We start from the raw sequence: 12,816 nt of genomic DNA on the forward strand, positions 1-12,816 counted from the left end.
GCTCCTGGCTCAATTGATGTAGAAACCAAACATGTCGCTGCTGCGCGGTCCGCCAGACGTGTTGCTTGCGCCCGTGAGCTGGACATCAAGCGGCGTGGCCAGGGCGCGTGTGCGAACCGGTTCTACCAGGTACGGAGTGATCAGGATCACCAATTCGGTTTCGTTGCGCTGAAAGCGCTTGGAGCGAAACAGATTGCCGAGGATCGGCATCTCGCCCAGCATCGGTACTTTCTCGATGTCCTGGGTGCTCTCGCGCTGGAACAATCCGGCAATCGCGAAGGTCTGGCCGCTGCCGACCTCGACACGGGTATCGGCACGCCGCACCCGGAACGACGGGACCTGATAGCCGCCGACCGACACGCTGCTGGAGCCCATCAGGCTGCTGACTTCCGGGCGCACTTGCAGGGCGATGCGGCCGTTGGGCAGCAGGGTCGGGTTGAACATCAGCGAAACACCGTAGGCCTTGTATTCGATCCCTACCGTGTCGCGGTTGACCGGCACCGGCACCGCGACCTCGCCTCCGGCGAGGAAGCTGGCGGTCTGGCCGGTCATGGCGGTGATGTTCGGCTCGGCGAGGATTTCCAGGATGCCATTGCTTTGCAACGCTTCGAGCATCGCATCGATGTTGACATTGCCCGAAGCCAACCCGGCGCTGACCACATTGGAGGCGCCGGCAGCCGCGCCGGACGCGAGGGCACCGCCCGTCAACAGGCCAAAGGAAAAGGTGCCGTTGTCGAACAGGGCATTCCAATTCACACCGTAGCGCAGCAATTCCGAGCGCGAGACTTCGGCGAAGCGTACCCGCAGGTTGACCTGGGCCGAGCCTGAGTAGGAGGTCGTGTTGAGGGCTGAGCCAAAGTCCTGGTCTTCAGTGTCGAGCAGGCTGTTGAGGTCGGTTGCTTCGCCGACGCTGTTGACCATGCCGCGGGTCACCATGCGATTGCCGACGGCGCTCACCTGGACATTGCTGCCGGGGTGCAGATCCCGCAACGGCCGGGTCACTGCCTGGGTGCCACGGTTGACCGCCAGACTCAGGCTGGCCAGCTCTTCACCCTCGGCGCCCAGGGCAATCAGGCTGGTTTGCCCAGGCGTCTTGCCAAACACATAGATCACACCAGGCGAAACCACCTGAAGATCAGCGATGCCAGGCTCTGCGACCAGCACCGACTCGACCGGATCCTGAAAATGCAGGATTCGGCCTTCGCCCTGAGCCAGATCCAGGGTGGCCCTGCTGCCCGGGGCGATGGCCTGCGCACGCGCCAGTTGCGGCAGCAGTACGACTGACGCGACAGCGATCCAGAAACCGAAATACACAGGCACACGCAACAGCGCAAAACACATCATTAAGCAGTCGCCATTGAAGTAAGGGAAGCACCACCGGTTGTCCGGCGATCGGTAATTTCAGTCAAGCTGATGGAGCCGATGGCCTGCAGGTTGTACTCACCGGCCAGCTCGCGGAACGACAGCACCGCCAACTCCAGCTCGCCACGCACCACCAGCCGACGCAGGCTGCGACGCAAATCGGGGTGGACCAACAGGACGCTGCGATCACCCTCGGCCAGGTGCCCGCACACGGTGCGCAATTGGGTCAGCAATGAACGGCTGGCATGCTCGTTGAGCAACTCGCGCGGGTTGTCGGCTCGGCGCAGATAAGCACGCAACTGCTCTTCAACCGCGGGGGTCAGCACAAAGGCGGTGATGACACGGTTACGGTCGGCGTACTGGTGGCTGATCTGCCGCGCCAGACTGGCGCGCAGGTGATCGGCCAGGCGCGCGGCGTCCGACTCGCGGGCGCCCCACTCGACCATGGCTTCGAGCAAGGCGCGCTGGTTGCGGATCGACACGCCTTCGGCGATCAACAGACGCAGGGTTTCCGCCAGGCGCTGCAAGGGCACGTTGCGCAATACTTCCTTGATCAACTCGTCATAGCTGGCTTCCATGCGCTCCAGAATCCTGCGGGTTTCCTGAATGCCCAGGAAGCTCGCGGCATTCCGGCGCAGGCTGCGCTCGAGGATCGCTCGCAGGACTTCAGCGACGCTGAGAAAACCGATACCGGCCTCCTCCAGTAGCCCCTGATGGGCGCGCTCGATCCATTGCGCCGGGCGACTGTGCAACGGCGACGGTGCCTCCAACGCTTGGATTTCCAGCAGTTGTACGTGCACCAGGTCGTCCTTGAGCATCAAGCAGCCGACCGGTATCTCGCCCTCGCTGATCGGCACGCCCTCGAGCTCGACCACGAAGCCATTGGCGGGCAAATTGCGATCGATGTAGAGGTCCGGCACCGGCACCTCGATACCCAGGTCGCCGCGAAGCTCATGGCACAAGGCCTCGATACGCTGGCGCAGCGGCAGTTCGGGTGCCACCTGCGCCACTTCCAGGCCGATGCTCAGCAGCACCCGGCAGTCCAATGGCTTGGCCAGGGGTGCGTACTGTTCAGTCGGTTCGTCTGCAAGCACCGCGACGTCGCTGGCCCCTTCGGCAATCTCGGGCTGGGGCGCTTTGTCGCGGCGGTAGATCGTGAATGCAGCAACCCCCAGCAACGCCGACAAGCCGATAAATACCAGGGCGGGAAAACCCGGTAGCAACGCCACGCCCAGCAGGATCAAAGCAGTCAAGCCCAGGGCCTGGGCGCTGTAACCCAACTGGTGAAGGATCTCGCTGCCCAGGTTGCCTTCGGTAGTGCCACTGTTGACCCGGGTCACCACCATACCGGCCGCGACCGAGATCAGCAGCGCCGGGATCTGGGCGATCAGGCCGTCGCCGACGGTCAGCAGCGAATAGGTGTGCGCCGCATCGGCGAACGACATATTCCGTTCGACCATGCCGATCATCATGCCGCCCAGCAGGTTGACCGCCAGGATCACCAGACTGGCAATCGCATCGCCCTTGACGAATTTCATGGCGCCATCCATCGCACCGAACATCTGGCTTTCACGCTCCAGGCGCGAGCGTCGACGGCGCGCTTCATGCTGATCGATATCGCCGTTGCGCAAGTCGTTGTCGATGCTCATCTGCTTGCCTGGCATGGCATCCAGGGTGAAGCGCGCCGCCACTTCGGCCACGCGCTCGGCACCTTTGGTGATCACCACGAACTGGGCCACGGTGATGATCAGGAATACCACCAACCCCACCACGACCTGGCCTGCGATGACAAAATCGCCAAACGCCTTGACGATGTGCCCGGCGTTGCCGTCGAGCAGGATCAGACGCGTGGTGGTGATCGACAGGGACAGACGAAACAGCGTGCTTAACAGGATCAGCGGCGGCAGTGCCGAGAACTCCACCGAGTGCTTGATGTAGAAGGCGACGATAAGGATCAGGATGCTCAGCGAGATGTTCAGGCCGATCAGCGTATCCACCAGCCAGGTTGGCAGCGGAATAATCATCATCACGATAGCCATCAGCATGAAGGCGACGACGATCACGTCGCTGCGCTGGGCGGCGATGCGGGCCAATGCGTTGAGGCGGTCGAAGAACATTATTGCGCCGCTCTGCGGGCGGTCAGATAACGTTTGAAACACTGGCGCGCCTCATCCTTGCGCCCGCCGCTCCACAACGCACGGCTGCGCAACAGCCAGAGGCCAGAGGACTCGCCGTCCAGTTCGACCAGGCGGTCCAGCGCCGACAGGGCGCGCTCGGCCTGGCCGCTGTCGGTAAAGGCCATGACCAGATTGCGCAGCAACGCAGTGTCGCCGGGCGCCATCTGCACCGCGATCAACAGCAGCACCAAGGCACGCTGCGACTGGCCGCTACGGCGATACAACTCGCCCATGCCCTTGAGCAGATCGACGCAGTCCTGTTCTTGACGATTCATGACTCGATCACCTCGGCGCGTTGCTCTTCGAGCAAGCGGCGCAGGGCGATTTCTTCGCTGATCAGTTCATGGGCCAACACCTTGATGTCGGGCTCGGCATCCAGGGTGGGAATCACGTTGTCCAAGACGTATTCGAGAATCTCCATCGAGCGGCGACTGCCGAACAGCTCGGCCGTCATGCCCTCAACGATGCCCGACTGCTCAATCTCGGCACGCAGCGAACGGCGTGCCAACACCGCGCGCTGGCCCAGCACCGCCTCGAAGCGCCCACCTTGGCGCGCCTTGGCCGGCTGGACGCTGTCTACCGCCGGGGTTCTTTCGGCGGTTGTCGGTAAGGGCGCACCCGGATCAATTCTCATAAGGTGAGCGTGAACCGTTCTTCACCACGGGCGAGAATCACCTGATGGTTTTCGATGCGTTCGAGTGTCCAGTTATCGGCCAGCGCAGCCCCTGGAAACAGGCGTTCGCCGTCGTTGTTGATCACATACGGGTTATCGCCGAACCAAACCGCCTGAAAACGCACACGGGGCTTGGCGATTTCGTTGCGGGCCACCACGCCGGGGAGCAACATCACCTGTTGGCCGAAGTGGCTATCAAAGGCTTGCTGCACGTCAAGCCACTGGCTTTTCTGGGTGGGGCCATAAGTCCCCTGGGCACTGAGCTGGCCATCGACCTCGCTGACCTTGATCTGGTGCAGGTCTGACCTGGCAAGCTGCTGTTCGAGCCAAGCCTTGGCCTGCGCGGTGGTTGGCGTCGGTTCATCGGGCACGGCCAGCGCAGCGGCCTTGTCAGCGTCGTTCAACGCCTGCGGCGAGACCGGCTCGCCCCGGAAGGCAAAGGCGCCCACGCACAAAAACATCAGCAGCAAGGCAATGATCCACCGCGGCTTGCGCTGCCAGGCAGGTGTTATAGCTGGAGCCGCTATCGACTCCAGGCATGCGGTGTCGCGACTGAGGGTCAGGCGGGCTTCGCCGATGCGAATATCCACGGGCAAATGCGCACGATGCCCCTTGCCGGCGGGAATGCGCATTTCCCGGGCATGGGGGGCGCACACAAACACGTCGCCGCCAATCGCTTCGACGGCCACCTGGCCAGCGCTGAAACGCAGCGCCAGATGACGTTCGGCAATGCCTGCGTCGCTGAGCAACAGATCAGCACTTGCGGCACAGCCAAGAATATAGACGGGCTTGTCCAGGGGCAGGCAACCCCCCTGATGCAGACCGTGGGTGATACCAAGCACCGGCAGCCCTTTGCCCGTAGCGGCTACGGCTGGGACCGCGGCGAAGAAAGTCAAGGCCGTCATGGTTGTATTACCGGAATAAGACCTGCGGACAAATACCTATGAGGCGCAGATAACGCTGTCATGTATTCAAGGCTTGGCGCGGCAACGAACAGACATGCAGGCAGCCATGAGGCTGCCTGCATGACGACATCAGTTCTGAGGCCGTTGTTTGGTAGCGTCAAGCTCAGCTTTCTTAGCGGTGGACAGCTCGGTGATCTTGGCCGACTTTTCGATCGCCATGTTGAAAGTGGCTTCCATTTTAGCGATAGCCGAGTCAGCGTTGCCGGAACTTACTGGGGGAGTCGTGCTCATGGTGGTTCTCCTAATCGATGAGAGATACTTGCGCCGCCAAGCGGCCCACTAATGTTGCCAATCGAAGAATAGGGACCGAACATTACAGTTCAACATCTAACAAGTGTTTTAATCTCAAAGCCAACTATTATCTTGATCGGACCAGCCTCATAAACACCGGCCATGCGGTCCCTATCAGCCTTGGCAGGCAACATAAGCTGCTCTTGCCGCTGATACCAGAGGGTCGGATCAACTATTCCCCCTACGTAAAAGACGAATAGAAAGAACAAATAACCCATAAATACCTATGGATCTTCTCTGAATAGAACATCCATTTTTATCAACTAAGCATTGATGGCCAGTTGCAATCAACTCTACCTAGTCTTATTGGATTCCACCTGCAAAAACGGGCATAACTGAAACAGTTACGCCCGTTTTTACAAACTTGCTATCTGCGCGTGTCAGGTTCAGGAAGCGATGGTGCTCTCTTCACCCGGCCACTCCTCATAAGGGATATCCCAGATATCACCGTGCGGTACACCGTCGATCTCATACTGGGTCAGGTAATCGCTCAGGGCATCCGCGAACTTACCCACCCGCTTCTCCTGCTTGACTTCCTCGATCAGGCCCGGGACCAGCAATGCCAGCGCAGCCACCCCCGCCGCCGCGAAGCCCAGGCCACCCGCGATCATCGAGATCCGCGAAGCGGCAACCGCCGAGACGCTCATCGCGCTGGCGCCCACTTCAGCCACCGAAGCCAAGCCTGCCATGACCCCCAGCGAACCGGCCGTGATGTTCATGCCACCGGCTACCGTATCGCCTTTCCTGAGCGCTTTGACGCCATCGAAAATGCCGTAGGCGCCCGCAGTGATGGCCGCGATGCCACCGATCCCCTTCGCCGCGTTTTCCATACCTTTGAGGTTGGCGGTCACGCTTTTGAGCGGATCGTCCATCTTTTTGCCCAGGTCGCCGAGGCGGTCACCGGTCAGCTTGCCTTTCACATCCTTGAGGTAGTCCTGATAGTTTTTCAGGCCCCCTTCAGCCAGGAGCGTGGCGGACTGTACCGAACCGGTGGCGATGTCGACGATCTGCCGCTCGGTCAACTTACCGGCGTTGTTGGCGCCTTTGGCGATGGTAACGCCGGCCATGAACAGCCCGCTCACACCGTGCAGGACGCCTTTGTTGGATGCATCCTTGATCGACGAGTCCTTACCGAATACATCCAACGCATCCAGGGTCTTGGTGCCCTGGCGAAGCAGGTCCCAGTCTCCCCTGAAGTTAGCCAGGATCTGGTCTGGCGTAGCGACGGTGCCGTCGGCATTGACGAGCATCTGCGGGTTTTCCTCGCTGATCTGCTCGATGATTTTCTTGACCTTCTCCTCATCCAGCTCATTACCGCCATCGACGCCGAAGGCCGCCTTCATATCGTCAAAGGACGCATCCTTGAAGACGTTGTCCTTGGCGATGCTGGTGAAGTTATCGTTGAGCTTCGTGTCGAGCTTGCCGGTGAACTCGGGGTCCAGCGCCGAGTTGTAAAGCGCGACTTCGAGACTGAAGGAACTCATGGCTTCGTCAGGGGTATGGTCCTTGAGCAGTTCATTCAGGCGATCACCTGAAACCAGTGACTTCTCGTAATAGCTTTCCAACTCGGCATTGGCCTTGGAGCCTTTGACCGCGGCCTGGATCTCACCGGCATTATTGATGCCCAGCGCGCCCTGGAGGATCTGCGCCGTACCAAAGAACTCGGCAAGAATTTCCGTGTGGGTAGTCTTGCCATCCTTGGACTTGGCCTCCCACAGTGTATCGAGTGACTTGCCGGACTTGATTTGGTCGTCGTAGGTTTTTTGCAGGGACTCCTTGAGCCCCTTGTTGTCTTCCACCAGCTTGGTCAACTCGCTGGAGCCGTGCTCGCTCATGTACTTACTGACCTCAGGGTCGCTTTGCAGGATCTCGATGTGCGTGTTGACATCGTCAAGCAGCTTCTGGGCATCGGGATGGCTGCGCACCTTGTTGGCAATCGTGACCTGCGACTTGTCGTCCTTCCACATTCCGGCGGCACTGCCCTGGATGATCAGTTGCTGGGCGGCCTTGAGATCCTGCAGAACCGCGGCTTTTTCTTCTGCCGAATATTTATCCGGGTGATCGAACACGTCCTTGTTCAAGCCTGCGGTATCGACCCTGGCCAAGGCATTGCTGCCGGCGATCCCCGAGAGCAGCGTGATAGCGGAGGTCGCATCCTTGGGTACATTGGCGCTCTTGAGCCAGCCCTGGACATCGGCCCTGCTCAGATCGCCATCAGGATTATTGTCCAATGGGTTCTTGGCGTTGTCGATGACCTTGAAAGCACCTGGCTGAGACCAGAAATCCAGTGCCTGCTTGGTCTCCTCGTTCAACTGTGAATTCTGGTTCTTGTACTCCTTGATGTCGTCGGCAGTCAGGTACTTGCCCGCACCGGTCTTGCCCTTGATCGCATCGAAGTTTTCATCGAGGATCGCTGCGTACTTGGCGATCTGCTGCGACGCTGGGTCGGCATCCGGATTGGTCTTGAGGTAATCCTTGTAGCTGGCGATATCATCGGTTTTCTTGAGATCCGGCAGGGCCGAAAAACCTTGCTTGCCGAAGTCCTGCAAGCGACCAGCCTCGGTGCCGTGCTTGGCTTCGCCGCTCTTGGTGAAACCGTCCACACTGCTGTTGAACAGATCACCACCGGACTGGGTATTGCCCTTGTCATCGAACATCGTGATGCGGTCCATGACCTGCGCGGCCCGGTAGGCGGCATCAGCATCGCTCTCGTAATCGCCGACCTGGTCCTTGAGCATGTCCTTGACACCACTCTGATTCCCCAGGTTCTTGAGCATCGGGTTGTCTTCGATGATGTCTTGCGCCGAACGCTTATCCTCTTCCGGGCGATTCCATACGATGCCGATCTTTTCGGCCTGCTCGCGGGCTTCCTTGTTGTCGCCAGCCGACGCAGAGTCCTTGATTTCACCGTTGAGGGCAGAGAAACCCTGCTTGCCGAAGTCCTGCAGGCGACCGGCTTCGGTGCCATTTTTCGCTTCGCCGCTTTTGGTGAAGCCATCGACCCTGCCGTTGCCGACGTCTTTGCCGGCAATCTTGTCGCCCTCGCCATTGAGGGTCTCGATGTGCTCAAGCACTTGGGTCGCACGATAGGCGGCGTCCGGGTCATTTTCGAAATCGCCGACCCGCTCCTTGAGCATGTCCTTGACGCTGCTCTGGTTGCCCAGATTCTTGAGCAAGGCATTGTCATCGATAATGTCCTGCGCGGAGCGATCATCCCCTTCAGGGCGCTCCCACTTGATACCCAAGGCCTCGGCCTGTTCACGTGCCTGGGGATCATCACCGGGCTTGGACAGGTCCTTGAGCTCACCTTTAAGGTGCGAGAACCCTTGCCGGCCAAAGTCCTGCAGGCGACCTGCTTCGGTGCCATGCTTGGCATCACCGCCCTTTGTGAAACCATCGACCCGACCATTGTCGATGTCCTTGCTGGCGATCCGTTCACCCCCCTCATCATATTTTTCCACGTGCTCAAGCACCTGCTTGGCGCGGTAGGCCGCATCGGGGTCAGTCTCGAAATCGCCGACGCGGTCCTTGAGGTTATCCTTCACATCGCTCTGGTTGCCCAGGTTCTTGAGTACCGGCGTGTCATCAATGATGTCCTGGGCCGAGCGGTCGTCGCCTTCTGGCCGCTCCCATTCAATGCCCGCCTCCTTGGCCTGCTTGATCGCCTGGTCCCAGGCTTCGGCGAGCTTGGGGTCTTGTGGCTTGGACGTTACGCCTACAAAACTGACATCTTGAACGGACATTGATGACTCCTTTTTCTAGAGCATAAATGAGTGCAACGCCGGCGCGAGCCCGTACGGGAGGCACCATTCGCGACAGATCAGCCAGCATGAATATGCATAAACCTGCCATCAGCAGGGTCTTAACCGGATGATCGAATCTGCATGCGCCAACAGGGTGAAAAATGAGTATCGCCGCATAGTGTTACAACCTAACGTATGCGCCAGTCACCCGTTCATCAGGGCCGGATGCGCAGTCGAAGAGTCAGGCGGATGTGCGGAGGGATCAGCCTGGAGGAGCCAGGCTGATGGTGAGAAGGGATCAGTTCTGAGGACGCTGTTTGGACGAATCCAGCACGGTCTTGGCAACGGTGGTCAACTCAGTGATTTGAGCAGACTTGGCAATGGCGGAGTCGAACACGTCGCTCATCTTGGCGAGGGCTTCAGTGGCCGTACCCTTGAGGCCGCCGTCTGCCGCCCACTCGAAGTTCCACGCGCCGCTGTAACTGTCGGCACCGGCCACATCGTGAGTTTCGATGGCGGTGAAGACGTCCGAATGGCGCGTCATATAGTCCGCGGCTGCCGAAACTTCGGCAGGCACCTCTTTGGACGGAGCGTTGGCCAGCGACGAGAGTTCATTACCGCTGATCGCGCCCTTGCCTTGTTCTTTCATGTAGTCGGCCAGAATCCGACTGGACTTGGCGATGTCCAATTTAGCATCGAATGCAGAGGCGGAATTCTTCTGCGATGAAGGCGTTGCGCTGCTTGAAGGCGTGACGGTGGTCATGGAGAAGCTTCCTTGGCAGGGATTTCAGGTCCTCAATAATTGCTTAATGCCATGACCGTAATATTAAAGGCTTCACGCTGAGTGCCCAAGCAGGAGAAGAGTTTGGCGATCTGGCTCACCAGCATAAAACTGATCGAGCGCCTGTTGGTACAGAGGGGATTCGGCCTGGACACTCATGTCATTTCAGCGCAATGCCGATCTTGCCCTCCAGGTCACTTTGCGAAAACGGTTTATGCAACACGGGACGCAATGCGAACTCGTCCTGCAGCCCCGTGACGCCGTATCCTGTACTGAAGATGAAGGGAATATTGCGCTCGCGCAAAATCTCGGCGACGGGGAAGACGAGCTCGCCGGCCAGGTTCACATCCAGTATCGCCAGATCGACCTCTATCACCCGCGAAACCTCACGCGCCTTCGCGAGCCGGGCAACGGATGCCACCACCACGCATCCGAAGTCTTCCAGCATCTCCTCGATCAACATGGCAACGGCGCCCTCGTCCTCGACAACCAGCACTCTGAGTCCATTCAAACAGGTCATTGCTACTGCGCTCCGATGACGAATGAGAGGCGGCAGACAACACCTTCTGGAGCGAACGAGAGCTCGAAGTTCCCATCCAGGTCGCGCTCAATGCAACGCGCCATCAAACGCAGACCCAGGCCGCGCGTTGTGGGTTCTGATGTCTTCGGCCCGCCATGCTCGCGCCAGTCTAATGAAAGAATGATTCCATCCGCATGCGGCTGCGTGCTCCAGAGAATGGAAAGACTGCCCGTCTCGACCCTCATGGCCCCATGCTTCAACGCGTTGATCGCAAGCTCGTTGAGCGTCATGGTGAGATTGAGCGCGACACGAGAATTGACATCGATTGATGGCCCCTTAATCAACAAGCGGCTGGGGTCATGCCCGAACACTGGCGCGACCACCTCACGCACCAGGGACTCCAGGGGTGATTGCCCCCAATGGCGCTTGGTCAAGAGATTGTGCGCTCTGGACAACGCCAGCAGCCTGGTTTCGAACCGCTGGTAACCCTCTTCTGCACTGCCTGCATTGCGCGCCGTTTGGCCAGCGATGGACTGCACGGTAACAAGCGTGTTCTTGACCCGATGATTGAGTTCGTCGATCAGGGTCTTCTGCCGGTTTTCCGCCTGCTTTCGCTCGGTAATGTCGACCAGCATGTTGATTGCGCCCACCAACTCGCCATTGGCGTCATGGAGCGGTGTCGGATACGGAATGAAGGGTACACGCGTGCCATCGGGCCGTTCCGCAATCGCCTCGACGCCCCGTATCGGTCGGTTTTCCTTCAACGCCACCGCCATTGGACATTGATCATGAGGAAGGGGAGACTCATCGACATTCAACAGGCGCCACGTGACGCACCACATATCGCCCAACTGAGGCGTTTGCCCCGCCAGTTCGACGGCAGCTCGATTGTAGAAGGTGATCCGTCCTTCGGCGTCTGTTGTGTACACCGCGGCAGGCAATGCTTCGAGAAGCGCGCGCATATGCCGCTCGCTTTCCCGGACTTGCTTCTCCATCCGATGTGCCGCTGTGACATCCTGAATCACCCGTACGCCGTAGCGGAAGTTGCCGGACGAGTCCCTCACCGATGAACTATGGATGTCCAGGTAGACGATTTCGCCACCCGGCTTGAACGCTCGCTTGCGCAGTACGTAGTTCTCAAGCTCGCCAGCAACCTGGCGTGCGTAAAGACCGGCTTCCTGCTCTACGGAATCCGCATGGGTGTATTCAAAGAAGGTCATCGCCAGCAGCTGTTCGCGCGTACGCCCCAGCATGTCGCAGAGGGCGTCGTTAACACGGAGTAAACGCCCTTCTGAATCGGCCTCGGCAATGCCAATCGTCGCCGCCTCGTAAGTTGCCGAAAGTCTGCTGTCACTCTCGCGGCGCGCCATTTCTGCTGCATGTACATCCGATATGTCAACGGTGAAGCAGCGGGTATTAAAGAGTTTCCCTTCCTTGATGCGCGCATTAGACGTGATGAGCACATGCTTGAGGGATCCGTTCTTGGCGCGTAATCGCGCGGGGTAGCTTTCCAGACTTTCGCCGCTGCCAAGCTTATTGAGAATGTCATCAATAACATGCGCATCCGCATGGAAATCCGTGACAGGGCGCCCGATGTATTCGTGCGCTGCGTATCCCAAGAGAGCGAGTTCGGCCGTGTTAGCGCGCACGATAATGCCCTCGCCGCTGACGATATGAAGACCGACGACGCTGTTGTCGAAAAAATCTTCAAGGTCAGCGCTTTTAAGCTGGAGTTCCTGCGCCATGGCATGGTGCGCCGAGACATCTTGAAAGCAGTTGATGGCCCCTTGGATTGCGCCGTGTGTGTCTCTAAGTGCGCGGATATTTACCAGGGCAACGAAACGCGAGCCGTCCGGGCGCTGGATTATTACGTCAGCATTTCTTGATTCGACGCCCGTGTTCAGGGTCGACGCCATCGGGCAGTCTTGCGCCGCGAGCGGCGTCCCATCCGGCAAGAAAAGCTGATACGACCCGCAGAATCGGTCTCCACCGCGTCCAAGTACGGGAGTCCTTCCCCATAGCCGCGCCGCCTCTGTGTTGTAACTGACGAGCCAGCCGTCCTGATCGCAGAGATAGACGGCGCCCGGAAAGGCATCAAGGGTGTCTATGCTCATCGAGAGCAGACGCTCGTACTCACTGAGTTCGGCGGGAAGTTCCTGGATATTTGTCACGGTGTTTTCCTGCCCCTCACCCGGATAGAACGTCATGGTAGGCGACAGTTCAAGACTCTACCGTTTGCGGCGGTTCGTAGATTGGGCAAACTTTCGAACCTGTTGGAGAGTAAACCAACGATGCGGTGAAAGT

10 protein-coding genes are annotated in these 12,816 nt (G+C 59.2%); all 10 read right to left on the minus strand.

The genetic code is table 11. The features are described from left to right. Positions 1 to 9: 9 nt before the first annotated feature. Positions 10 to 1,344, minus strand: coding sequence for a type II and III secretion system protein family protein (locus AC6CIA_RS07685; RefSeq protein ID WP_498311350.1), 1,335 nt, complete (start codon positions 1,342 to 1,344; stop codon positions 10 to 12). Then, positions 1,344 to 3,482: a type III secretion system export apparatus subunit SctV gene (gene sctV / locus AC6CIA_RS07690; RefSeq protein ID WP_498311512.1), complete on the minus strand. Its 2,139-nt coding sequence runs from the start codon at positions 3,480 to 3,482 to the stop codon at positions 1,344 to 1,346. The genes AC6CIA_RS07685 and sctV overlap by 1 nt, the downstream gene beginning before the upstream one ends. Continuing rightward, a complete protein-coding gene (sctY, locus tag AC6CIA_RS07695) occupies positions 3,479 to 3,814 on the minus strand; it encodes a type III secretion apparatus assembly chaperone SctY (RefSeq protein WP_498311351.1) in 336 nt (111 codons plus the stop codon). Before sctY ends, sctV begins: the two co-directional genes overlap by 4 nt. After that, positions 3,811 to 4,173, minus strand: coding sequence for a hypothetical protein (locus AC6CIA_RS07700; RefSeq protein WP_165447467.1), 363 nt, complete (start codon positions 4,171 to 4,173; stop codon positions 3,811 to 3,813). Before AC6CIA_RS07700 ends, sctY begins: the two co-directional genes overlap by 4 nt. Continuing rightward, on the minus strand, positions 4,170 to 5,117 hold the full coding sequence (locus AC6CIA_RS07705) for a SctD/MshK family protein (protein WP_498311352.1): 948 nt from the start codon (positions 5,115 to 5,117) through the stop codon (positions 4,170 to 4,172). Before AC6CIA_RS07705 ends, AC6CIA_RS07700 begins: the two co-directional genes overlap by 4 nt. 129 nt (positions 5,118 to 5,246) lie before the next feature. Beyond that, positions 5,247 to 5,408, minus strand: a complete 162-nt coding sequence (locus AC6CIA_RS07710; RefSeq protein WP_163006721.1) for a hypothetical protein — start codon at positions 5,406 to 5,408, stop codon at positions 5,247 to 5,249. Positions 5,409 to 5,854: 446 nt separating this feature from the next. Beyond that, positions 5,855 to 9,211 carry a type III effector HrpK domain-containing protein gene (locus AC6CIA_RS07715; RefSeq protein ID WP_498311353.1) on the minus strand — a complete coding sequence of 1,119 codons (3,357 nt, stop codon included), beginning with the start codon at positions 9,209 to 9,211 and terminating at the stop codon, positions 5,855 to 5,857. Between the two features lie 298 nt (positions 9,212 to 9,509). Continuing rightward, entirely contained in the window at positions 9,510 to 9,974 is a 465-nt protein-coding gene (locus AC6CIA_RS07720; RefSeq protein ID WP_498311354.1) for a hypothetical protein, read from the minus strand. Between the two features lie 178 nt (positions 9,975 to 10,152). Continuing rightward, positions 10,153 to 10,512, minus strand: a complete 360-nt coding sequence (locus AC6CIA_RS07725) for a response regulator (protein WP_498311355.1) — start codon at positions 10,510 to 10,512, stop codon at positions 10,153 to 10,155. Positions 10,513 to 10,514: 2 nt separating this feature from the next. After that, positions 10,515 to 12,719: a PAS domain-containing sensor histidine kinase gene (locus tag AC6CIA_RS07730; protein WP_498311356.1), complete on the minus strand. Its 2,205-nt coding sequence runs from the start codon at positions 12,717 to 12,719 to the stop codon at positions 10,515 to 10,517. Positions 12,720 to 12,816 lie beyond the last annotated feature (97 nt).

The sequence above is a fragment of the Pseudomonas sp. GQ91 genome, assembly GCF_059758795.1.

What these genes read in the sequence shown, in the direction of transcription:
- AC6CIA_RS07725 (WP_498311355.1), bottom strand. Translation starts at nt 10,512, where the DNA reads ATGACCTGTTTGAATGGACTCAGAGTGCTGGTTGTCGAGGACGAGGGC.
- sctY (WP_498311351.1), bottom strand. Translation starts at nt 3,814, where the DNA reads ATGAATCGTCAAGAACAGGACTGCGTCGATCTGCTCAAGGGCATGGGC.
- AC6CIA_RS07730 (WP_498311356.1), bottom strand. Translation starts at nt 12,719, where the DNA reads ATGACGTTCTATCCGGGTGAGGGGCAGGAAAACACCGTGACAAATATC.
- AC6CIA_RS07700 (WP_165447467.1), bottom strand. Translation starts at nt 4,173, where the DNA reads ATGAGAATTGATCCGGGTGCGCCCTTACCGACAACCGCCGAAAGAACC.
- AC6CIA_RS07705 (WP_498311352.1), bottom strand. Translation starts at nt 5,117, where the DNA reads ATGACGGCCTTGACTTTCTTCGCCGCGGTCCCAGCCGTAGCCGCTACG.
- AC6CIA_RS07710 (WP_163006721.1), bottom strand. Translation starts at nt 5,408, where the DNA reads ATGAGCACGACTCCCCCAGTAAGTTCCGGCAACGCTGACTCGGCTATC.
- AC6CIA_RS07720 (WP_498311354.1), bottom strand. Translation starts at nt 9,974, where the DNA reads ATGACCACCGTCACGCCTTCAAGCAGCGCAACGCCTTCATCGCAGAAG.
- AC6CIA_RS07715 (WP_498311353.1), bottom strand. Translation starts at nt 9,211, where the DNA reads ATGTCCGTTCAAGATGTCAGTTTTGTAGGCGTAACGTCCAAGCCACAA.
- AC6CIA_RS07685 (WP_498311350.1), bottom strand. Translation starts at nt 1,344, where the DNA reads ATGATGTGTTTTGCGCTGTTGCGTGTGCCTGTGTATTTCGGTTTCTGG.